The organism is Heyndrickxia sp. NPDC080065 (assembly GCF_050281185.1).
Classification (GTDB): domain Bacteria; phylum Bacillota; class Bacilli; order Bacillales; family Bacillaceae_C; genus Heyndrickxia.
Genome location: NZ_JBNNWS010000014.1, coordinates 98,828 through 123,469 on the forward strand (window position 1 = coordinate 98,828; position 24,642 = coordinate 123,469).

The 24,642-nt window shown below is 34.7% G+C and carries 19 protein-coding genes; 16 read left to right on the forward strand and 3 right to left on the reverse strand.

The features are described 5' to 3' along the window. Positions 1–57 precede the first annotated feature (57 nt). The gene (locus tag ACQKP0_RS17605; RefSeq protein WP_427407131.1) at positions 58–993 is read left to right on the forward strand and encodes a DHH family phosphoesterase; all 936 of its coding nucleotides are present in this window, start codon (positions 58–60) and stop codon (positions 991–993) included. A gap of 18 nt (positions 994–1,011) precedes the next feature. Here ACQKP0_RS17605 and ytrI read toward each other — a convergent pair whose 3' ends face one another. After that, positions 1,012–1,515, reverse strand: a complete 504-nt coding sequence (ytrI, locus tag ACQKP0_RS17610) for a sporulation membrane protein YtrI (RefSeq protein ID WP_427407132.1) — start codon at positions 1,513–1,515, stop codon at positions 1,012–1,014. Beyond that, entirely contained in the window at positions 1,512–1,844 is a 333-nt protein-coding gene (locus tag ACQKP0_RS17615; protein WP_427407133.1) for a YtrH family sporulation protein, read from the reverse strand. The genes ytrI and ACQKP0_RS17615 overlap by 4 nt, the downstream gene beginning before the upstream one ends. Before the next feature lie 165 nt (positions 1,845–2,009). Between ACQKP0_RS17615 and dnaE the strand changes: the two genes are divergently transcribed. The 7 genes from dnaE to pyk all read left to right on the forward strand — a co-directional run bounded on the left by dnaE (position 2,010) and on the right by pyk (position 12,249). Further along, entirely contained in the window at positions 2,010–5,360 is a 3,351-nt protein-coding gene (dnaE, locus tag ACQKP0_RS17620; RefSeq protein ID WP_427407134.1) for a DNA polymerase III subunit alpha, read from the forward strand. A gap of 111 nt (positions 5,361–5,471) precedes the next feature. Further along, entirely contained in the window at positions 5,472–6,710 is a 1,239-nt protein-coding gene (locus ACQKP0_RS17625; RefSeq protein ID WP_427407135.1) for an NAD(P)-dependent malic enzyme, read from the forward strand. An 8-nt stretch (positions 6,711–6,718) separates the two neighbouring features. Then, positions 6,719–7,339: a FadR/GntR family transcriptional regulator gene (locus ACQKP0_RS17630; RefSeq protein WP_427407136.1), complete on the forward strand. Its 621-nt coding sequence runs from the start codon at positions 6,719–6,721 to the stop codon at positions 7,337–7,339. A 110-nt stretch (positions 7,340–7,449) separates the two neighbouring features. Beyond that, positions 7,450–8,319 (forward strand): acetyl-CoA carboxylase, carboxyltransferase subunit beta, encoded by an 870-nt coding sequence (accD, locus tag ACQKP0_RS17635; RefSeq protein ID WP_427407137.1) that lies wholly within the window; start codon positions 7,450–7,452, stop codon positions 8,317–8,319. Further along, positions 8,313–9,290 (forward strand): acetyl-CoA carboxylase carboxyl transferase subunit alpha, encoded by a 978-nt coding sequence (gene accA, locus ACQKP0_RS17640; protein ID WP_427407138.1) that lies wholly within the window; start codon positions 8,313–8,315, stop codon positions 9,288–9,290. Before accD ends, accA begins: the two co-directional genes overlap by 7 nt. 220 nt (positions 9,291–9,510) lie before the next feature. Continuing rightward, positions 9,511–10,470, forward strand: coding sequence for a 6-phosphofructokinase (gene pfkA / locus ACQKP0_RS17645; RefSeq protein WP_427407139.1), 960 nt, complete (start codon positions 9,511–9,513; stop codon positions 10,468–10,470). A gap of 18 nt (positions 10,471–10,488) precedes the next feature. Continuing rightward, positions 10,489–12,249, forward strand: coding sequence for a pyruvate kinase (gene pyk / locus ACQKP0_RS17650; RefSeq protein WP_427407140.1), 1,761 nt, complete (start codon positions 10,489–10,491; stop codon positions 12,247–12,249). A 125-nt stretch (positions 12,250–12,374) separates the two neighbouring features. On the opposite strand, the gene ytvI is transcribed toward pyk, so the two are convergent. After that, positions 12,375–13,508 (reverse strand): sporulation integral membrane protein YtvI, encoded by a 1,134-nt coding sequence (ytvI, locus tag ACQKP0_RS17655; protein WP_427407141.1) that lies wholly within the window; start codon positions 13,506–13,508, stop codon positions 12,375–12,377. Positions 13,509–14,079: 571 nt separating this feature from the next. Here ytvI and citZ point away from each other — a divergent pair. The 8 genes from citZ to mutM all read left to right on the forward strand — a co-directional run bounded on the left by citZ (position 14,080) and on the right by mutM (position 24,620). Then, complete coding sequence (gene citZ, locus ACQKP0_RS17660) at positions 14,080–15,195, forward strand: citrate synthase (protein ID WP_427407142.1); 1,116 nt, start codon at positions 14,080–14,082, stop codon at positions 15,193–15,195. A 223-nt stretch (positions 15,196–15,418) separates the two neighbouring features. Continuing rightward, a complete protein-coding gene (gene icd, locus ACQKP0_RS17665; RefSeq protein WP_427407143.1) occupies positions 15,419–16,690 on the forward strand; it encodes an NADP-dependent isocitrate dehydrogenase in 1,272 nt (423 codons plus the stop codon). Between the two features lie 256 nt (positions 16,691–16,946). Then, positions 16,947–17,885 (forward strand): malate dehydrogenase, encoded by a 939-nt coding sequence (mdh, locus tag ACQKP0_RS17670; RefSeq protein ID WP_427407144.1) that lies wholly within the window; start codon positions 16,947–16,949, stop codon positions 17,883–17,885. A 375-nt stretch (positions 17,886–18,260) separates the two neighbouring features. Beyond that, positions 18,261–18,737: a MaoC/PaaZ C-terminal domain-containing protein gene (locus ACQKP0_RS17675; RefSeq protein ID WP_427407145.1), complete on the forward strand. Its 477-nt coding sequence runs from the start codon at positions 18,261–18,263 to the stop codon at positions 18,735–18,737. Between the two features lie 251 nt (positions 18,738–18,988). Beyond that, a complete protein-coding gene (gene hflK, locus ACQKP0_RS17680; RefSeq protein WP_427407146.1) occupies positions 18,989–19,963 on the forward strand; it encodes an FtsH protease activity modulator HflK in 975 nt (324 codons plus the stop codon). Next, the gene (gene hflC, locus ACQKP0_RS17685; RefSeq protein WP_427407147.1) at positions 19,953–20,888 is read left to right on the forward strand and encodes a protease modulator HflC; all 936 of its coding nucleotides are present in this window, start codon (positions 19,953–19,955) and stop codon (positions 20,886–20,888) included. The genes hflK and hflC overlap by 11 nt, the downstream gene beginning before the upstream one ends. Before the next feature lie 112 nt (positions 20,889–21,000). Continuing rightward, positions 21,001–23,634 (forward strand): DNA polymerase I, encoded by a 2,634-nt coding sequence (polA, locus tag ACQKP0_RS17690; protein ID WP_427407148.1) that lies wholly within the window; start codon positions 21,001–21,003, stop codon positions 23,632–23,634. A gap of 149 nt (positions 23,635–23,783) precedes the next feature. Continuing rightward, the gene (mutM, locus tag ACQKP0_RS17695; protein ID WP_427407149.1) at positions 23,784–24,620 is read left to right on the forward strand and encodes a DNA-formamidopyrimidine glycosylase; all 837 of its coding nucleotides are present in this window, start codon (positions 23,784–23,786) and stop codon (positions 24,618–24,620) included. Positions 24,621–24,642 lie beyond the last annotated feature (22 nt).

Below are 24,642 nucleotides of genomic sequence, written 5' to 3' on the forward strand. Positions count from 1 at the left end.
GAAAAAGCCACAACGTGAAATCAATTAATAATGACAAATTAACGAAGGAGTCTTTATATGAAAGAGCAAATCTTAGAAATGATAAAACAATATGATACGATAATCGTTCATCGACATGTTCGACCAGATCCCGATGCATATGGGTCACAAGGAGGACTTGTAGAAATTTTACGTGCTTCATTTCCAAATAAAAGAGTCTATGCTGTTGGAAAACCTGATCCATCACTAGCGTTTTTACGAAAACTAGATGAAATACCAGATGAAACTTTTCAGAATGCGTTAGTGATCGTTTGCGATACGGCCAATAAAGAAAGAATTTGTGATGATCGATATCATTTGGGGGATAAGTTAATAAAGATCGATCACCATCCAAACGAAGATGCTTACGGAGACTTACTTTGGGTCGATACTTCTGCTTCCTCTGCTAGTGAAATGATCTATGAATTTTACCTTTATGGTCGTGATAAAGGATTGAAAATAAATAATAAAGCAGCCAGATTAATTTACGGTGGAATTGTTGGTGATACTGGAAGATTTTTGTATCCTAGTACGACACAAAAAACCTTCGATTATGCAGGGGAATTAATTAAATTTCCCTTTGATCGAAATGAATTATATGACAAAATGTATGAGCTAGACCCTAAAGTAATTAAATTACAAGGATATATTTTGCAAAGCTTTAAAATGTATGACAATGGTGCTGCATCGGTCATGTTGAGCAAGGAACTTCTTACACAATATGATGTCGTTCCATCTGAAGCCTCATTGCTTGTAAGTTCATTAGGAAATATTAAAGGTATAAAAGCATGGTGTTTCTTCATTGAAGAAGAGGATCAAATACGTGTCCGTCTTCGTTCGAAAGGGCCGATCATTAACCAAATTGCAAAAAAATATAATGGCGGCGGACACCCGTTAGCTGCAGGAGCTTCTGTGTATTCCTGGGACGAAGTAAATAATGTCATCCGGGATTTAATAAACATATGTAATGACTAGGGCGGAATTATGCTCTAGTCATTTTCCTAATTTTAATTCTAGCTCTATATTGATTGTCGAGTAAAAAAAGATATTTTTAATTACATAATTAAAACGATGGTTATTAAACTTCACACTTTTGTTTTCTATTGTTTTTATAATCAAATCTTTATTTTTGTAAATAATATTTAAATCTTTAGCAATTAATGATTTTAGATCCTCTTTTATATCGTTCTCCGCTTCAGAAATGCTCAGGGTATCAATATCGTATTTTTCATAGTTTTTAATTTTAACTTGAACATTTTGTATAATTAATAACTCGGCATTTTTACGATTTAATTCTTTTGTATCTTCCTGCCAAATCTTCTTTTCTTGTATGAGATTTTCAATGGTTTCCTTTTGCGTTTTGATTTTTTTGGCCTGTTTTTCCTGTAAAACGCCAAACATGAATAAAAAAATTATCCAGCTTATACAACCACCTACCACTACTCCACCCAAAAAACGCTGCCATGAAGGTCTGCGATACAACGGAGGAATTCTCATTGGACATGCTCCTGTGTTAACCATGCGATAATAAGTGCCGCAGTATTAGCCCCGCCCATTGCTGACAAAATTAATAAAAATTGCTTAAATAAATCTTTTGTTTCACCATTTAAGAACCCTCTTTCAAAGCTATATACAGTATCAAAAGTTCCGCCAATTGCTGCGATGATTGCCCATATTCGCAGTCCTTTTGAGATTCTGTCAATTTGGGTTAATAGTAATTCTCCGGTTATAAATGACGCAAGACCACCAATTAATGTCCCCCCTATCATGACGCCGAAAGCGATAAAAAAACTATTAAAAAATGCAGGGAAAAATGCTTCATTCACAATTAATCATCTCCAAACAAGTTATCCCACTATTAATATATATGGGACAACTTAAGACGATATGTAAATGAATAAAAATAAAAGATTAAGGGGAACGTATTTTCTTTTTGTTTCTTTCCGATTTATAATAAAGTAAATAGATGTACATAGAAGGTGGGTGGGATTTTGTCATTTGTTCATCTACAAATATCGACAGCATATAGTTTATTATCCAGTACAATATCCATTCAGAAGCTAGTGGAAAAAGCGAAAAAACTTCAATATCATACACTAGCGATTACCGATCGGAATGTTTTATATGGAACGATTCCTTTTTATAAGGAATGCATAAAAAATAATATTAAACCGATAATTGGTTTGACCATTGATGTAATCAGTGAAATAAACAGAGAACTTTCTTATCCTCTCGTATTATTAGCAAGAAACGAACAAGGATATCGAAATTTATTGAAGTTATCCAGCACGATTCAAACATTATCTCCTCAAGGAATTCCTTTAAAGTGGTTAAGGGGCTATCATAATGGCTTAGTAGCGTTTACGCCTGGTTTAAGTGGTGAAATTGAGCAGCTGCTGTTAAAAGGCGAGGATGAAAACGCAGAGAAAGTCGTTCAAATTTTTCATAACGTTTTTGAAAAACAATCATTCTATCTCTCCTTACAAAATCACCAACTATCCGAAGAGAAGATAATTAATGAAAAAATTATGCATTTAGCAAAAAAGTATACTATTAATCCTATTGTAGCGAATGATGTGCAGTATTTAGATAAGGAAGATGCCTTTAGTCATGAATGTTTATTGGCTATAAAAGAGAACCAAAAGTTAAGTGATGACGATAGATTGAAACTAATTACAGAAGAATATTATTTAAAAGATAAAGAGAGTATGCTCGAAATTTTTCATGATTATGTAGATGCACTTGAAAATACAGTTTTACTAGCTGAATCATGTAATGTCCAAATTGAAATGCAACGGGAACTTTTACCTAAGTATCCACTACCTGAAGGACAATCTGCAAATGAAGTATTACAAAAGCTTTGCAGTATGGGATTACAGAAAAGATTAGGGAATCCTACATCCGAATATTGGAGTCGTTTAGAATATGAAATAAATATTATCCAACGCATGAATTTTAGTGATTATTTTCTTATCGTGTGGGATTTCATGAAATTTGCACGGTCGAAGGGGATTTTAACTGGACCTGGACGTGGATCATCAGCTGGGTCACTTGTTGCCTATTCATTACAAATTACGAATGTGGATCCAATTGAACATGATCTGCTTTTCGAGCGATTTTTGAATCCAGAACGGATAACGATGCCTGATATCGATATTGATTTTCCCGATCATCGTCGTGATGAAGTAATTCATTATGTGAAAGAAAAATATGGCGAGCTGCATGTTGCTCAAATAATAACCTTTGGGACATTTGCTGCAAAAGCTGCTGCTAGAGACGTAGCTAGAGTATTTGGTTTTAACCCGAAAGAAATGGAGCGCTTGTCAAGAATGATTCCATCAAAGCTAGGAATAACTTTAGAGCAAGCATACAAAGAATCAGAAAAGCTAAGGGAATTTGTAAAAGAGTCAGATCTTCATCAAAAATTGTATCAAACAGCCCTTAAGCTAGAAGGAATTCCTAGACATGCCTCAACACATGCTGCAGGGGTAGTCATCAGTGAAGAGCCGCTTGTAAATCTCATCCCTATTCAAGAAGGGAATTCGGGAATATATTTAACACAGTATTCAATGGATATATTAGAGGAAATTGGTTTATTGAAAATGGATTTTCTTGGTCTTCGTAATTTATCACTTATTGAGCGGATTTTGACAAGTATTCAAAAAGGAATCAAAAAAGAAATAAATATAGAAAATATCCCTCTTAATGATGAGAAGACATTTCAATTATTGAGTAAAGGGAACACAACAGGGATTTTTCAATTGGAATCAGAAGGTATGAGGAGTGTTTTACAAAGGCTGAAGCCAACCGAATTTGAAGATATTGTTGCAGCGAATGCTCTCTTTCGACCAGGACCGATGGAAAATATCCCTCTGTACATTAAACGCAAGCATGGGAAAGAAAAGGTGATATACCCTCATTCAGATTTAGAACAGATACTAAAGAAAACCTATGGGGTTATTATCTATCAAGAGCAAATTATGCAAATTGCGTCAAAGATGGCTGGATTTTCACTAGGAGAGGCTGATTTATTAAGAAGAGCAGTATCGAAAAAGAAAAAAGAAGTTTTAGACCATGAAAGAACACATTTTGTAACAGGTGCGGTTAAAAACGGATATGATGAAATGACAGCCAATAATATATACGATTTGATCGTACGATTCGCAAATTATGGGTTTCCTAGAAGTCATGCAGTAGCCTATAGCTATATTGCCTATCAATTAGCTTACTTAAAAGCCCATTATCCTTTATATTTTATTGCTTCTTTACTAACATCAGCTATTGGAAATGAGGATAAAATTTCACAATACGTTCGTGAAGCGAATCAAATGGGATTGGAAATTCTTCCGCCTTCTATTAATAAAAGTCAATATCCTTTTACAGTTGAAAAAGGAGCAATACGTTTTAGTTTGGCAGCTATTAAAGGAATAGGTGTTTCTGTATTAAAGGATTTAATAGATGCAAGGGCCAATAAACCATTTAATGATTTATTTGATTTTTGTCTAAGAACAGCAAATAAATCAGTTAATCGAAAAACGATGGAAATGCTTGTTTTTTCTGGTGCATTTGACGAGTTTAACAAGGACCGTTCTACTCTTTTGGCTAGTATTGATGTTGCCGTTCAACATGCTGATTTAGTAAATCCTAATGATCAGGAAATTGATCTATTTGCTAACGAAGAAATCTTTCAAATAAAACCTAAATATATGGAAGTAGAACCTATGAGTATTATGGATAAGCTTGCCTTTGAAAAGCAAGTGCTTGGTGTATATCTAACCGATCATCCAGTACGACCATATCAAAATCTATTTCAAGAATTTAAGGCACAATCTATTTTTTCATTAAGTGAAAATCAGAAGCAAGCAATAGCTGGGATATATATTACAGAAGATAAAACGATTCGAACAAAAAAAGGAGAAGTAATGTGTTTCTTAAAATTAAGTGATCCTACTGGTGAAATGGAAGGAGTCGTATTCCCACAAGGCTATCGTCATTTTGGTCAATTATGTAAACAAGGGGAAATAGCTCTAATTGAAGGAAATATTGAAGAAAGAAATGGAAAACCTCAATTTATTATTCAAAAAATGAATGATGTGCAAAGTCTGGAGAATAAAAAAAAGAAATTATATTTGAAAATTCCCCAGTCACTTCATCCACATGAAAGTTTACAAAAAATAAAATCGATTTTACATACGAACATTGGGAACGTTCCAGTTATCTTATTTTATGAAGAAAAGGATCAAACGATCCAGCTTTCTAAAAGTGATTGGGCTAACCCAACAGCGGAATGTTTAAATCAATTAAAGCTTTTTTTAGGAGAACAAAATGTAATTTTGCGATAATATTTTTCACTAAAAAGAGAAATATGTTATATTATTTTATAGACCGATGTGGTCAGACCACCTAAATGTAAATAAGTGTACCATTTGCAGGAATAAAGGAGTGGAAGAAGTTTGACTTTACGAGAAGAAGCACTACATATGCATCGTATAAATAAAGGAAAACTAGAATCTAAATCTAAAGTTGAAGTGAAAAATGCAAAGGATTTAAGTCTAGCCTATTCTCCAGGAGTAGCTGAACCATGTAAAATGATATATGATAAACCTGAAACTGTATACGAATATACGATGAAGGGAAACATGGTGGCTGTTGTAACAGATGGTACTGCTGTATTAGGATTAGGAAATATTGGACCGGAAGCTGCATTGCCAGTAATGGAAGGTAAAGCTGTATTATTTAAAAGCTTTGCTGGTGTAGATGCATTTCCTATTTGCTTGAATACTACTGATATTGATAAAATTGTTGAAACTGTAAAGCTTTTGGAGCCTACGTTTGGCGGTGTGAATCTGGAAGACATTGCTGCACCAAATTGTTTTGTAATAGAGGAAAGACTAAAAAAGGAAACAAATATCCCTATTTTTCATGATGATCAGCATGGAACAGCAATTGTAACAGTTGCAGGTCTCGTCAATGCTTTAAAATTAGTTGGAAAGAAGATGTCCGAAATAAAAGTAGTTGCAAGCGGGGCTGGTGCAGCTGGGATTGCAATCATTCGCCTGCTTTATCATTATGGTGTTCGTGATATTATTATGTGTGACTCAAAAGGTGCTATTTTCGAGGGACGTTCCTATGGGATGAATCATGTTAAGTCTGAAGTTGCAAAATATACTAACCGTGATCATATAGAAGGGACCTTGGCAGATGTTATTAAAGATGCGGATGTCTTTATTGGCGTGTCTGTAGCAGGAGCACTTACAAAGGAAATGGTAGAATCGATGAACGATGATTCCATTATTTTTGCAATGGCAAATCCAGACCCTGAAATCATGCCAGAAGATGCAAAAACAGCAGGTGCAAAAGTAATTGGAACAGGTCGTTCTGATTTTCCTAATCAAGTAAATAATGTATTAGCTTTTCCTGGAATATTCCGAGGAGCCCTTGATGTTCGGGCAACACATATAAATGAACAAATGAAAGTAGCAGCTGTAGAAGCTATTGCAGACCTTATCGATAAAAAAGAATTAAATTCTGATTACGTCATTCCGCGTCCATTCGATCCACGTGTTGCTCCAGCTGTAGCAGCGGCTGTTGCAAAAGCCGCAATGGAAACTGGAGTTGCACGTATAAAAGTGGATCCAGAAGAAATAAGAGAAAGAACAAAGAGGCTTGCTATTATCGGAAAAGGTGAGTGATTTGTTCAGTGAACAAAAAGGCAAGTAAGAAAGCTTATCTTGAAATTGTCAACCAAATTCGTCAAATGATAAATGACGACGGTCTTGTTACGGGTGACAAGCTACCTTCTGAGCGTGAATTAGCAGAGCGTCTTAATGTAGGACGCTCTTCTGTAAGAGAAGCTTTAAGATCTTTAGAATTATTAGGTCTAATAGAAACCCGAAGAGGAGAAGGAACATTCTTACGGGATTTTAAGGATCATCAGTTAGTGGAATTATTAAGTACTTTTATTTTACAAGATGAAAAAGTAAAAAATGATGTATTAATTACTAAAGCATTAATTGAAAAGGATGCAATTAGGCTTATTATTCATAATTTTGATGGAGATTCTATTTTGTTTTTAAAATCAAAGCTCGAACAAGGAACTTTCATAGTAGAAGATGACTTCTTTTTTGAAATAGTACAACTTTCAAATATACGTCTCCTTCTTAAAATTTGGTTATTAATTAAAGAATATGCATCTCCATTAAATGTTTCTCGCAAAATAAAGGATCTAAATCCTTATTTAAATTTTATTAATGCAATATTAGCTGAAGACTTGCTTTTATCACTTCATCTTTATGATAATTTAAGAAATATGTCGAAGTAAGAACGACAATTTTTAGCAAAATTATTAGGCATTTTCCTTTATATTAGGACAAGAAGATTTTTTTTGGATAAATATTTTGTGAAATCAGCCTTTTAAAGGAGGATTAACTTTTGCTGAAAGATTTTTTTACCAAACCAAAGAAGAAAAAATATGCAACAATTCCATCAGAAACTGCAAAGAGCGATGTTCCTGAAGGAATTATGTCAAAGTGTCCCAACTGTCGAAAAATTTTATATACAAAAGAATTACAAAAGAACTTAAAAGTTTGTATTCATTGTGGGTATCATCATCCAATGAATGCTTATGAACGAGTAGAGAGTTTTTTAGATGAGAATACTTTTAAAGAATTTGATCGTCATTTGCAATCAGAAAATCCATTAAATTTCCCTGACTATCTTGAAAAATTACAAAAAGACCAACAAAAAACAAATATGAATGAGGCTGTTCTTACTGGAAGTGGGAATATTAATGATCATGAGGTAGTTGTAGCTATAATGGACTCATCCTTTCGAATGGGAAGTATGGGCTCTGTTGTTGGTGAGAAGATTACGAGAGCGATCGAAGAAGCAGATAAGCGACATATTCCTTTCATTATTTTCACTGCATCTGGTGGAGCGAGAATGCAAGAAGCTGTGTTGTCATTAATGCAAATGGCCAAAACAAGTGCCGCATTGAAAAAATTTAGCGAAAATGGCGGTCTTGCGATTTCTATTATGACTCACCCAACAACTGGAGGAGTTTCAGCAAGCTTTGCATCTTTAGGTGACTTCAATTTTGCAGAGCCTGGAGCGCTAATTGGATTTGCTGGCAGAAGGATTATTGAGCAAACGGTTCGTGAGGAACTTCCTGAAGATTTCCAAACAGCTGAGTATCTGTTGAAGCATGGACAATTAGATGCGGTTATTAATCGTTTAGACTTAAAAGAGAAAATCACAACAGTTCTTGAAATTCATAGTCAAGCAGGTGAAATAACATGGTAAATGAGCTTGAATTTGAGAAGCCATTACTTGAGCTTCAGAAAAAAATTGCTGAACTAAAGGAGTTTACTAAAAACTCCGATGTAGATTTATCAGCAGAAATTGAAAAGCTTGAATCAAGGTTTAAAAAACTAGAATCAGATATTTATGAAAACATGAAACCATGGGATCGAGTTCAAATAGCAAGACATCCAAGCAGACCTACTACATTAGATTATATTCCACTTCTTTTCACAGATTTCTTTGAATTACATGGGGATCGTTGCTTCGGAGACGATGGAGCGATTGTTAGTGGAATTGCAAAATATAAAGGCTTGCCAGTAACAATCATCGGGCAGCAAAGAGGAAGAGATACGAAAGAAAATATTCGCCGTAATTTTGGTATGCCAAACCCTGAAGGCTATCGTAAAGCCCTTAGATTAATGAAACAAGCGGATAAATTTAATCGTCCAATTATTAGTTTTATTGATACTAAAGGTGCTTTTCCAGGTAAGGCAGCTGAAGAACGAGGGATTTCTGAATCAATTGCTCGTAATTTGTTTGAAATGGCTGGGTTTAGAGTACCAGTTATTTGTATTGTTATTGGAGAAGGAGCTAGTGGCGGTGCACTAGGAATAGGCGTGGGCAATCATATACATGTTTTAGAGAATTCTTGGTTTTCGGTCATTGCACCAGAATCTGCAGCAAATATTTTGTGGAAAGATGCATCACAAGGAAAACGTGCGGCAGATATTATGAAGATTACAGCACCAGACCTAAAAAAATTAGGTGTAATCGAAGAAGTAATTCCTGAAGTTAAAGGTGGAGCCCATAAAGATTTGAATGCTCAAGCTCAAGAGATTGACAAAGTGTTGAGTAACTCATTAAAAGAATTGGTCGGTTTATCAGGTGAAGAACTAATACAACAACGCTATGATAAATACAGAAAAATAGGTGTATTCACTGAATCAAATGATTTTGTAGAGATTAAGTAACAATATGTAAAAAAAAAGCAATCGGATTATCCGATTGCTTAAATTGTTTTTATTAATATTTCCATTTCTATTTTTTCGGCATTAATAGTTTGTGAGTAAGGGGAATAAGTGGTATTTTAGAAATATTAAATAGTTTCTTGAAGAATTTTATGTTATATGATTAATTATTATTAAATCTTTAGAACTATATTACAATGAAGAGAATTTTGAGGTGACCATAATGAAACGTATTGGTATTTTAACTAGTGGTGGAGATGCACCAGGAATGAATGCAGCAATACGTGCTGTTGTACGTAAAGGAATATATCACGATTTAGAAGTATACGGAATCGAAAATGGCTATAGCGGACTCATTAACGGAAAAATAGAAAAGCTGGAAGTAGGATCTGTTGGTGATATTATTCACAGAGGCGGAACCATTCTTCATTCTGCACGTTGTGTAGAATTTAAGACAAAAGAAGGACAGCAAAAAGGCATTGAGCAATTGAAAAAGCATGGTATTGAAGGGTTGGTAGTTATAGGAGGAGATGGATCCTACCAAGGAGCAAAGGCTTTAACAGAACTCGGTTTTCCATGTATTGGCGTACCAGGTACCATTGACAACGATATCCCTGGAACAGACTTTACAATTGGATTTGACACAGCATTAAATACAGTATTAGACGCTATAGATAAAATTCGTGATACTGCCTCTTCACATGAAAGAACGTTTATTATTGAGGTTATGGGTAGGGATGCAGGCGATATCGCTCTTTGGTCAGGGTTAGCTGGTGGTGCCGAAACCATTTTAATACCAGAAGAAAACTATGATATGGCTGAGATTGCTGACCGCTTAAGAAAAGGAAATGAACGCGGGAAAAAGCATAGTATTATCATTGTTGCTGAAGGAGTAAAAAGCGCTACAGACTTTGCTGAGGAATTAGAAAAAGCTACAAATTTTGATACAAGGGTATCAGTTCTTGGTCATATTCAACGAGGTGGTTCTCCTACTGCGAGTGATCGAGTATTGGCCAGCCGTCTTGGTGCAAAAGCAGTTGAGTTATTGATTGATGGAAAAGGTGGAAGAGCAGTAGGTATCCAAAATAATGAACTAGTTGATTACGATATTCTTGAAATTTTAGGAACACCACATAAAGTTAATTTGGATATGTTCCGATTATCGAAGGAATTATCAATATAGGACAAAGGAGTTAAAATAATGAAAAAAACTAAAATTGTCTGTACCATTGGACCTGCAAGTGAAAGTATAGAAATGCTAGAAAACCTAATGAAATCAGGTATGGATGTTGCTCGCTTAAATTTCTCACATGGCAATCATGAGGAGCATGAAGCAAGAATTAAAAACATCCGAGATGCAGCAAAAAATACAAATAAGACAGTAGCGATATTGCTTGATACTAAAGGACCTGAAATTCGTACAAATGATATGGTTAACGGTTCGATTGAATTACATGAAGGCAATAACATAATCATTTCCATGAATGAAGTACTAGGAACAACAGATAAATTTTCAATTACATATGAAGGATTACTTAATGATGTTCACATTGGGTCCAAAATTCTGTTGGATGATGGGCTGATTGAATTAGAAGTAAGTGATATTGACAAAGAAAACAAAGAAATTCATACAAAAATAATGAACAGTGGTGTATTAAAGAATAAAAAAGGTGTAAATGTACCGGGAGTTTCGGTTAATTTACCTGGAATTACTGATAAGGATGCAAGTGATATCTTATTTGGGATTAAACAAGGAGTTAATTTTATTGCCGCTTCTTTTGTCAGACGTCCATCAGATGTTTTAGAAATTAGACAGCTTCTAGAAGAGAACAACGCATTACATATCAAAATCATTCCTAAAATTGAAAATCAGGAAGGAGTGGACAATATTGATGAGATACTAGCGGTTTCTGATGGACTAATGGTAGCTCGTGGAGATTTGGGCGTAGAGATTCCAACAGAGGCTGTTCCCCTTGTACAAAAGGCTCTTATTAAGAAATGTAATGAACTAGGAAAGCCGGTTATTACTGCTACACAAATGCTTGATTCAATGCAAAGAAACCCAAGACCAACAAGAGCAGAAGCTAGTGATGTTGCAAATGCAATTTTTGATGGAACAGATGCTATTATGCTCTCAGGAGAAACAGCTGCCGGTGCATATCCAGTTGAAGCGGTTAAAACAATGTATAATATTGCTATTCATGCAGAGAAAGCATTAAATCATGATGCTATTTTATCAGAACGGAGTAAAAAAAGTGATCACAAAATGACAGATGCGATTTGTCAATCTGTGGCACATACTGCTATCAATTTAGATGTAAATGCAATTATTACTCCAACAGAAAGTGGTCATACAGCTAGAATGATTTCAAAATATCGTCCGAAAGCACCAATAATAGCTGTGACATCAAATGAAAAGGTATATTTAAGTCTTGCATTGGTATGGGGGGTATACCCTAGAATTGGTCGGAAAGTAAAGACGACTGACGAAATGCTAGAATTAGCTGTACAAGAAAGTTTGAATACTGATATCGTTAAGCATGGGGATTTAGTGGTTATTACCGCAGGCGTACCTGTCGGTGAAACTGGAACAACAAATCTAATGAAAGTTCATGTCGTCGGTGATATCGTTGCTAAAGGACAAGGGGTCGGCAGAAAATCCGGATATGGTAAAGTAGTAGTTGCGAAAAAAGTGAAAGAAGCTGAAGAGAAAGTAGTTCCTGGTTCAGTTTTAGTTACTGTTGGTATAGATAAAGAAATGGTTCCATTGTTGAAAAATTGCAGTGCTCTTATTACTGAAGAAGGCGGACTTACAAGTGATGCTGCAGTAGTTGGAATCAATTTAGGTATCCCGGTCATTGTTGGGGTCGAACAGGCAACTAATTTATTTACAGATGGTCAAGAAATCACTGTGGATCCTGCACGTGGTGTCATTTATAACGGGCATGCCAGTGTTCTATAGTCTTAAATTTAATATTTGAATCCAATAAAAAAGAGGGTACTCCAAAGTATATTTGACACTTTGGAACACCCTCTTTCCTTATTGTGTTTCCATTCTATTTATCAACAATAATCATTAACAAAGTCTTATTTTGAATTTATATTATTAATCGGTTTCCCCATGATAAAGTTCCAAATATCCCGAAATACATTTGCTTTATTTAACGTGGAGATAATAACAAGTACTACAGGTCCCAGTATTAATCCTAAAAATCCAACAAGTTTAAAACCAACGAATAAAGCAATTAAAGTTGCAAGTGGATTTAGACCAATACTGGAGGATAATATTTTCGGCTCCATAATTTGTCTTTGAACAACCACTATTGTATAAAGGATACCTAACCCTACAGCAAGTGAAACATCTCCTGATATGGCAGAATAAATAATCCATGGTATGAAAACAACGCCGGTCCCTAAATATGGCAGTAAGTCAACAATTCCAGTCACCAAGGCAATTGTAATTGCATAATCAACCCTTAAAATAAGAAGCCCAATTAATACAATAACTAATGTAATAGAGATTAATGTAAGCTGTGCACGAATAAAACCAAATAATGCTTTCTTTAAATCTGCAAAAACAGTTCTTACACTTTTCATCGCACGATTAGGCAGTAGCTTTCCACCGAAATTTGAAAACTTATACCAATCTTTACTGATAAAGAATGTAGCAAGCATTGAGAAAACAAGAACTGTCGCTGCATTAGGTATCCATGAAACTAATGCAGGGAGCTTTAAAAAGAAGTTTTGAAGAAAGTTCCCTGCACTGGTAGCAATTTTTTGACCGGCAGTCTGAATGTTGGCTAAAATCGTATCCTGCTGACCAACATCAAGTGTTTTAAATAATTTAGCAACCTGATCATATAACGGAATAATTTGTCCCGCGATAAAATTTTCGATAAATTTAACTACAGTATCTACATGCTTGGGCACAACTTTTGCTAAATAATTCGTGCCAGATACAATTTCAGTAATTAATAATGTTACAATTCCGCTAAAAACACCAATAAGTAAAATGATTGATACAATAACGGCAAGTGCTCTAGGGAATCTCGCTTTTTTCTCTAAAAAATTTACGAGCGGATTAATGAGAAAAGCAACACCAATAGCAATCAAAAAAGGATAGGTTACCGTAGAAACAAAATACAAGATAATTGCTGCTGCAATAACACTGCCTAGAACAATTAAAAATCGAATGGTTCGATAAATATATTCGGGATTCAACATTCACCCTCCTGTCATAATAGTACTTTTATTTTACATGCTGCCGCTATTAAAAAAAAGCATATTGTTAAACTTTAGCATTAGAATAACAAATATGGAAATAATCTATTAGACTTTTTTTCATACTAATCTTTGTTTTTTATCCATTTTCCATATAAAAATAATATGGTCAAATTAGGTAGAAATACCATATCTTCATTACATGATATTTCTATATTCGGAAATAAATATTAAAGAATGTTAGTAAAAATGGAAAAGAATTAAAAAAATTATTTAAAGATAAAAAAGTAAAACGATTAATTAAATGCTAAAAATGTAGAAATTTATTACACATAGATATTGTATTTGTTTATAATAAGAAATGTAAGCGGATAATTTCAAAGCACCAAAATGGACAAGATTATAAATTATATTATAATAGGGTATGTGACTGCTTGCATTTGTTATTACATATTTACGGGCAAATGCTTGCCTGCCGGATTTTATTCGGTAAAAAGTTAATTCTTTTTTATATCATAGCAGCTGCTTGCTGAGGATAAAAGTTTCATTAATTTAAAAAGGAGAGATGATCATGACAGCAACAAAAGGTCTTGAAGGTATTGTAGCAACTACCTCTTCTATCAGTTCAATCATCGATGATACCCTTACATATGTAGGTTACAACATTGATGATTTAGCTGAAAATGCTAGCTTTGAGGAAGTTATATACTTACTATGGCATCAAAAATTGCCTAACAAAGCAGAATTAGATGAATTGAAGCAACAATTAGTAGATAATATGGAGCTGCCAAAAGAAATATTGGAAAGCTTTAAAACTTATCCAATTAATAAAGTACATCCTATGGGAGCTCTACGTACAGCTGTTTCAGCTCTTGGTCTTTATGATGACGAAGCAGATATTATGGAAGATGCAGCAAACTATCGTAAAGCGGTTCGTCTACAAGCGAAAATGCCTGCTATTGTCGCTGCCTTTGCTCGTGTACGTAAAGGTCTTGAGCCAATTGCACCGCGCAAAGATTTAGGATTTGCAGCTAACTTCCTTTATATGTTAACTGGTAAAGAGCCAGAGGCTATTGCTGTTGAAGCATTTAATAAGGCGCTCGTACTACATGCTGATCATGAATTGAATGCTTCAACATTTACTGCTCGTGTTTGTGTTGCAACTCTATCAGATGTGTATTCTGGTGTGACAGCTGCAATCGGTGCATTAAAAGGACCTTTACATGGTGGAGCTAACGAGCAAGTAATGAAAATGCTTAGCGAAATTGGTTCAGTTGAAAATGTTGATTCTTATATTCGTGAAAAACTTGCCAATAAAGAAAAAATCATGGGATTTGGACACCGTGTTTATCGTAAAGGTGATCCACGTGCGAAACACTTAAAAGCTATGTCTGAAAAATTGACTAAGCTTACTGGTGAACCAGAATATTATGAAATGTCTACAAAAATTGAAGAAATTGTTACATCTGAAAAGCCTCTACCGCCAAATGTTGATTTCTATTCTGCTTCTGTATACCATAGTTTAGGAATCGATCATGACTTGTTTACACCTATATTTGCTGTTAGTCGTGTATCTGGATGGTTAGCTCATATTCTTGAACAATATTCGAACAATCGCTTAATCCGTCCTCGTGCAGAGTACACTGGACCAGGAATGCAAGCATACGTACCAATCGAAAAACGATAATAAGATATTTACAATATCGCAAAAAATTGGTCTAATTAAAATGTAGTTTATGGGTTAGAATATTTTTTCTAACCTTAGAAACATGTCCAGCTCCAGTGCCTAGCCCTCGAGGTCAAATACCAGCCGCCTATAAAACAAGAACAGATTTTATTGGCGAGAGAACATTTTTGCCCGCGGCTAATTATGGCGCTTTGAGCTTTTCTAATGAACTGGAGGGAAAGAAATGTCACAAGGTGAAAAAATCACTGTAGAAAATGGTGTTCTAAAAACACCGAACAATCCAATTATCCCATTTATTGAAGGAGACGGAACTGGTCCTGATATTTGGGCATCATCTCAAAGAGTTCTCGATGCAGCAGTGGAAAAAGCATACAATGGTGAACGCAAAATTGAATGGAAAGAAGTTTATGCTGGGGAAAAAGCATTCAATAAAACTGGTGAATGGCTTCCTGCTGAGACATTAGATGTTATTCGTGAATATCTAATTGCCATTAAAGGACCTCTTACTACTCCAGTTGGAGGCGGTATCCGTTCATTGAACGTAGCATTACGTCAAGAACTAGATCTTTTCGTTTGTCTACGTCCAGTACGTTATTTTGAAGGAGTTCCTTCACCTGTAAAACGTCCTGAAGATACAGATATGGTAATCTTCCGTGAAAATACTGAAGATATTTATGCAGGTATTGAGTATCAAAAAGGTTCAGATGCAGTGAAAAAAGTGATTGACTTCTTACAAAATGAAATGGGAGTTGAAAAAATCCGCTTCCCTGAAACTTCTGGTATTGGTATTAAACCTGTATCTGAAGAAGGAACAAAACGTCTTGTACGTGCAGCTATTAACTATGCAATTAAGGAAGGCCGCAAATCTTTAACACTTGTACATAAAGGAAATATTATGAAGTTTACAGAAGGTGCATTCAAGAACTGGGGCTATGAGCTAGCTGAACAAGAGTTTGGTGATAAAGTATTTACATGGGCTCAGTATGATAAGATTAAAGAAGAGCAGGGTGCTGATGCTGCGAACAAAGCTCAAGCTGATGCAGAATCTGCAGGCAAGATTATTGTAAAAGATTCTATTGCAGATATCTTCTTACAACAAATCTTAACACGTCCACGTGAATTTGATGTTGTAGCTACTATGAATTTAAATGGTGACTATATTTCTGATGCTCTAGCTGCACAAGTTGGTGGTATCGGAATCGCTCCTGGTGCGAACATTAACTATGAAACAGGCCATGCTATCTTTGAAGCAACACATGGTACAGCACCTAAATATGCAGGTCTTGATAAAGTTAATCCTTCATCTGTTATCCTTTCTGGTGTTCTTTTACTTGAACATTTAGGATGGAATGAAGCAGCTGATTTGATTACTAAATCTATGGAAAAAACAATTGAGTCTAAAGTTGTAACATATGATTTTGCTCGTTTAATGGAAGGCGCTACAGAAGTGAAATGTTCAGAATTTGGTTCTGAACTTATCAAAAACATGGAATAAGTTAAAGTAATAAAAGTAAATTTCGGCCTGACAACAGGCAACAAGAAATTGCCGGCTTGAAGGGTTCTAAATCTCTTTAAGCCGGCATTTTTTATTTCATAGGCTATAAATAATTATTGTTGATAAAATCACCTGTATGATATGTGAGAAGCAATTTCTATATGGAGTATAATTAGTGAGCGCATACTCTACAGGACTTTTTCAGAAATAAAAGCTTTGTTTAACAAAGCCATTCTATAAAAAAGGAGATTTTAAAATGACTATGAAAAGAAAGAAAATTTCTGTTATCGGTGGCGGTTTTACAGGAGCGACAACTGCTTTCTTATTAGCGCAAAAAGAACTTGGAGATGTAGTTCTTGTCGATATCCCTCAAGCGGAAAACCCAACTAAAGGAAAAGCACTTGATATGTTAGAAGCTGGACCTGTACAAGGTTTTGATGCTAATATTATTGGTACTTCTAACTACGAGGATACAAAAGATTCAGATGTAGTCGTTATTACTGCTGGGATTGCTCGTAAACCAGGCATGAGCCGTGATGATTTAGTGCAAACAAATCAAAAAGTAATGAAAAGTGTTACTCAAGAAATTGTTAAATATTCTCCAAACTGTTTTATCATTGTGTTAACAAATCCTGTTGATGCCATGACATATACAGTATTTAAAGAATCAGGTTTCCCTAAAAACCGTGTAATTGGTCAATCTGGTGTACTTGATACTGCTCGTTTCCGGACATTTGTTGCTCAAGAACTTAATTTATCTGTGAAAGATATTACTGGTTTCGTTTTAGGTGGTCATGGTGATGATATGGTGCCATTAGTACGCTACTCATATGCTGGTGGTATTCCTTTAGAAACATTAATCCCTAAAGATCGTTTAGATGCAATTGTAGAGCGTACACGTAAAGGCGGCGGAGAAATCGTTAACCTGCTTGGAAATGGAAGTGCTTACTATGCACCTGCAGCATCACTTGTTGAAATGGTTGAAGCACTTGTAAAAGATCAACGTCGTGTTCTTCCTTCCATTGCATATCTTGAAGGTGAATATGGTTATGAGGGCATTTATCTTGGAGTACCAACAGTACTTGGTGCAAACGGAATTGAAAAGGTAATCGAATTAGAATTATCAGCGGATGAAAAAGCTGCATTAGATAAATCAGCTGAATCTGTTCATAAAGTAATGAAAGTATTAGCATAATCATATAAAATAAGGTTAAACTGAATCGATGCAGTTTAACCTTATTTTTTTGTACCTATTATATAAAAAGTGTTATGATTAATTCAAAGTTTTAGGCTGTTTTCGTAAAGTTTGTTGCTTTTTTAGTGATATTTTATTAAAAATCTGAGTTGATTGTAGCGGAGGACACTTGACTCCTGCGGGAAAAAGAGGGAAGTGGGAGACCCCGAAGGCGGTAACGCCGAGGAGGCTCCCATCCCTCCCCTCGGAAAGCAAGTGTCTGGAGCGGAAATCAACGGACTATGTTTTATAGTCTAAAAACAACAATTTATACTAAAAGAGTCAAGTTTTATTATCAGAAAATTGTAACCGTTTTCAAACGTTAGGGGTGTTTTAATGTTATTGAAAAAAAGAGGAAAACTAGGGAGAAAAATCGAACAAATAACAGTTGGAGAAAAATTAACGTTTACTGAAAAGATAGAAGATAAAGATTTGCTTCTATATTTAGGACTAACAAATGATGCAAATCCGCTATATATACAACATGATTACGCAGCTCAAACACCATTTGAAAGACCAATTGTACCAACAATTATGTTAACAGGATTTATTACCTCAGCTATATCAAAATATTTACCCGGTCCAGGCTCTCATATAGTAAAACAATCTCTGGAGTTTCCGAAACCTGTATATCACTATGAATCCATTCATTTTTTATTTGAAGTAACCGAAGTAAATAGAAAAAAACATATAATAGACATTAACATTCATGCAACAAATGAATTAAGTGAAACAGTCGTTACAGGTTCGGTAACCGTTTGTCCAACACACCGGATTGAAACATTAAATGAAAAAGCATTGGATAATTTTTAAAAAGATATAGCTTAGGCTGTATCTTTTTATTTGGCTTTGTTAAACTATGCTGTTGTTTCTGATAAAGTCCAGTGGGATATGCGTTCAGCTAGCTATACATCGAATAGAAATCGCTTTATATATACCATACAGGTAGCTTTAAAAATTATAACCATAAAAAATCCTTTTTCTAAATTGAAATCTTTTGGGAACCTTTTCATTATTATTATCGTACTTACAGTTAGATCATCAGGGGAGAAAGGAAGGTTGCTATGAGTTTAAAAAGAATATATACGATAACAGGTTTAATTATTACTGTTATCGTACTAGGGATCGTGTTAGTATCATCGTGGTACACGGTAGATGAATCTGAGCAGGCTGTTATCATGACGTTCGGTAAGGCTAATGAAGCAGTTCAAGAACCAGGATTACATTTTAAGCTTCCATGGCCAATTCAGTCTGTAGAAAAATTATCAAAAGAAACATTTAGTTTGCAATTTGGATATGAAGAAAAAAAAGGAAATATGAAAGATTTTCCGGACGAAACGAAAATGATTACTGGTGATGAGAACATCTTACAAGCTGATCTAGTTGTTCAATGGAAAATTACGAATCCTGAGAAATATTTATTTAATTCTGCGGAGCCTAAAGAAATTTTATATAATGCCACATCTTCTTCTTTAAGAAGTATTATTGGGAGCTCTAAAATCGATGATGCTTTAACATCAGGGAAAGCTAAAATTGAAGCAGGTGTAAGGGAACTCCTTTCATCATTAATTGAGAAATACGATATTGGGATTTCTATATTAGCTGTCAAATTACAGGATGTTGAGCTTCCAAATGCTGATGTCAGAAAGGCCTTTACGGATGTTACAGATGCTAGGGAGACGATGAATACTAAATTGAATGAAGCTGATAAATATAAAAATCAGCGTATAAATGAAGCGGAAGGAGAAAAAGATGCGATTATTTCTAAAGCGGAAGGAGAAAAAGCTTCTAGAATAGAAATTGCAAGAGGCGATGTTTCGGTTTTCAATAAATTATATAGTGAATATAAGAAAAATCCAGAAGTGACGAAAGATAGATTGGTATTAGAGACTTTAGAACAAGTGCTGCCCGGTGCAGAAATTTATATAATGAATGATGATGGAAATACAATGAAATACTTCCCTATTCGGCCAATAGAAAAAGATACTACTAAGCAAGAAACGAAAGAAGAAGGGGGAGAGCAAAAGAATGAAAGATGATACGATAATAAATTTTAAAGAAAAAAAGAGAGAAGATTTTGTTTGGAGAAAATACACTAAAATTGGAGTATTTTTTATCTCCTTAATCATTATTTTGGGATTAATCTTTTCTAATATTTTTATCGTTAAAGAAGGGGAATATAGAGTAATCCGCCAATTTGGGGAAGTGGTAAAAATAAAAAGTGAACCTGGATTGAACTTTAAAATTCCTTTTATTCAAACTGTATCTACACTGCCAAAATATCAAATGACCTACGATGTTTCAAAGGCAGAGATTAACACGAAAGATAAAAAGAGAATGATTATCGACAATTATGCCGTGTGGAAAATTGTTGATCCGAAAAAAATGATTTCGAATGCTAGAACAGTAGATAATGCCGAAAGACGAATGGAGGAATTTATTTATTCGATTGTTCGGACTGAATTGGGACATTTAAATTATGATGAAATTATTAATGATGAAAAATCTTCAAGGGGAAGTCTAAATGATAAAGTAACAAAAATGGTCAATGATCTATTAGAGCAGGACAATTACGGAATTGTCGTTACAGATGTTCGGACGAAAAGGACAGATTTACCAGAGGAAAATGAAAAGTCGGTATTTACACGAATGATTTCAGAACGTGAATCAAAAGCGCAAGAATATTTATCGAAAGGTGATGCAGGCAAAAAAAGAATTGAAGCAGAAACCGATCGAAAAGTGAAAGAAATGCTATCAAAAGCACAGGCGGATGCAGAAGTAATCCGTTCTGAGGGTGAGGGGGAAGCGGCAAAAATTTATAATCAAGCATTCTCTAAAGATAAAGAGTTTTACCACCTTTTTAGGACTCTCGAATCCTATAAGAAAACAATTGGTAATGAAACAGTGATTGTACTCCCATCGGATTCTCCATATGCAAAATTATTAATGGGTTATGCAAAATAACATGTAAGTATGGTCAGCAAATATGCTGGCCATTTTCCTTTTATAAAGTGAACATGCTAAAATGGATACAGGTAAATATACGAAAACTAAAATGATATAGGAGGGGAATGTATTGAAAAAAAAGTTAGTTTTAATTGATGGTAACAGCATAGCATATCGTGCCTTTTTTGCGTTACCACTATTAAATAATGATAAAGGAATACATACAAATGCGGTTTATGGTTTTACGACCATGCTAATGAAAATATTAAACGAGGAAACTCCAACAAATATATTGGTTGCTTTTGATGCGGGAAAAACGACTTTTCGTCATCAAACATTTAAAGAATATAAAGGTACTAGACAAAAGACCCCACCAGAGCTTTCAGAGCAATTTCCTTTTATTCGTGAGCTTTTAGATGCATATGGAATTAAAAGATATGAGCTTGAAAACTATGAAGCTGACGATATTATTGGGACACTATCTCTTCAAGCTGAAAAAGATGGGTATGAAGTAAAGGTTATTTCAGGAGATAGAGATTTGACCCAGCTTAGTTCTAAAGATACAACTGTGTGTATTACGAAAAAAGGGATAACTGAAATTGAAGAATACACACCGGAGTATATACTTGAAAAATATGGTTTTTCACCAGATAAAATTATTGACATGAAAGGCTTAATGGGGGATGCATCAGATAATATTCCAGGAGTACCAGGGGTTGGTGAAAAAACAGCCATTAAGCTTTTAAAAGAATTTAACTCATTGGAAGGGATATTTGCATCAATCGATCAAGTAAGTGGAAAAAAACTAAAAGAAAAACTTGAAGAATTTAAAGATCAAGCCGTCATGAGTAAGGAGCTTGCTACAATCTTAAGAGAAGCACCTGTAGCTATTACACTTGATGAAACCTCCTATACAAATGAAAACGATGAGAAACTTGTTTCCCTATTTAAAGAATTAGGATTTAATTCACTATTAGACAAGCTAGATGTTGACATTTCAAAGGAACAAAATGAAGAAATGGAGGAGCTTCATTTTGAAATAATAACCGACATTACTGAAGATCTTTTTTCTCAAGAAACTTCGCTTTACATTGAAATGCTAGAAGAAAACTATCATACTGGTGAAATTGTTGGATTAGGATTATGTAATCAAAATGGAGTGTATTATTTGCCCGTGGAAAAAGCCATAAAGTCTGATGTATTTAAAAATTGGGCAGAGGATCAAACAAAGGTTAAATATGTTTACGATGGCAAAGCTGCAATTGCATCATTAAGACGTTATGGAATTGATTTCAAAGGGATCGAATTCGACTTATTAATTGCTTCGTATTTACTTAATCCATCTGAGAATGTCGATGATTTTGCATCTGTTGCTAGACGTCACGGTTTTACAAATATTCATAGTGATGAAGCAATATACGGAAAAGGAGCAAAACGAAAAGTTCCAGAAGCAAACGTTTTAGCCGAACATGTAGCAAGAAAAGCATTTGGTATTTCCAAACTTGTTGCCCCATGCTTGTCTGATTTAGAAAAAAATGATCAGTTAAATTTGTTTACCGAATTAGAATTACCTCTCTCTTTTATTTTGGCGGATATGGAATCAGCAGGTATTAAGGTTGATATTGAGCGGCTTAATGAAATGGGAAATGAAATTATAGGACGTCTTAAAAAAATTGAGAAAAAGATTTTTGTATTAGCAGGGGAATCATTTAATATCAATTCACCAAAACAATTAGGAATTATTCTTTTTGAAAAGCTTGGATTACCATCTGTTAAGAAAACAAAAACAGGTTACTCCACTTCGGCTGATGTGCTAGAAAAACTCGAATCTAAACATGAAATCGTAAGGGAAATTCTTCATTATCGTCAATTAGGAAAATTGCAATCAACCTATATCGAAGGTCTTTTGAAGGTCGTTCATTCGGATAATAGTAGAATTCATACGAGATTTAATCAAGTACTTGCTCAGACAGGGAGATTAAGCTCTGTTGACCCGAATCTTCAAAATATACCGATTCGGCTAGAAGAAGGACGTAAAATAAGACAAGCATTTGTTCCTACTGAAAAAGATTGGCTAATCTTCTCTGCTGATTATTCTCAAGTTGAATTACGTGTGTTGGCTCATATCGCAGGTGATGAAAATCTGATTGAAGCCTTTAATGAGGATATGGATATTCATACAAAAACAGCGATGGATGTATTTCATGTAAGCAAGGACGAGGTCACAGATAATATGCGTAGACAAGCGAAAGCTGTTAATTTTGGTATTGTTTATGGAATTAGTGATTATGGTCTCTCTCAAAACTTAGGAATCACAAGAAAAGAAGCAGGTCAATTTATTGAACGCTATTTTGAAATCTTTCCTGGTGTAAAGGAATTTATGAGTGATGTGGTTCAAGAAGCCAAACAAAAAGGATTTGTTACAACTATTTTAAAACGAAGACGCTATATCCCAGAAATAACAAGTCGCAATTTTAATATTCGGAGCTTTGCAGAAAGAACCGCAATGAACACACCAATACAAGGCAGTGCTGCTGATATTATTAAAAAAGCTATGATTGATATGGCAGCCAGATTAGAAGAAGAAAAGCTCCAAGCCAAATTGCTTTTACAGGTACATGATGAATTGATTTTTGAGGCACCAAAAAACGAAATTGAACAATTAAAGAAAATAGTACCTGAAGTAATGGAAAATGCTGTGAAATTAAATGTGCCGCTTAAGGTCGATTATGCATATGGTCCAACATGGTTTGATGCGAAATAATTGATTTTGTTTTTTAACAAGGCTTTGTTGATAATAATTGTTGAAAAATGACCTATGAGGTATCAGATAGCAAGCTCAAAATATGCCTCACAAGATTTTTTCGCTTTTAACCAAGCCTGCAATTTAGTCTATATTAGAGGTGAGCAGCTGTGCCAGAGTTACCAGAAGTTGAAACGATAAGAAGGACATTACAAGAACTGGTTGTTGGGAAAACGATTCAACATGTTACAGTGTATTGGTCAAAAATCATAAAAAAGCCGATCGAAGTAGAGCAATTCAATGATGCTTTAGCTGGTGAAACAATTACGGATATAAATAGAAGAGGGAAATTTTTAATTATAAATACAACAACATTTGCTCTAGTTTCCCATCTGCGAATGGAAGGAAAGTACGGTCTTTTTAAAAGTTCCGAACCGTTTGATAAGCATACCCATGTTATCTTTCATTTTACGGATGGGACAGAGTTACGGTATCGTGATGTCCGTAAATTTGGTACGATGCATTTATTTTTAAAGGGGGAAGAGAATACCAACCTTCCACTTTCTCAATTGGGACCTGAACCATTTTCGGCAAATTTCACAAAAAAATATTTACAAGAAAAACTCAAAAAAACTGAACGGAAAATAAAACCCGTTCTTCTAGATCAAACAATTGTAACAGGGCTGGGGAATATTTATGTCGATGAAGCACTATTTCGTGCTAAAATCCATCCAGAAAGAAAGGCAAATACTCTTTCTAGCAGAGAAATTACGGAGCTTCACCGTGAGATTATTAATACTTTAACTGAAGCGGTAGAAAAAGGCGGAAGCACCATTCGTTCGTATGTAAATTCTCAAGGACAAATTGGGATGTTTCAATTACAGCTCTTTGCCTATGGAAGAAAAGGGGAAGAATGTAAAAGATGTGGAACGCCGATTGAAAAAATTGTGACTGGAGGAAGAGGTACCCACTTTTGTCCGAAATGTCAAAAAACGAAAAATAAATAAATGTCTTAAATTTTTATTTCGA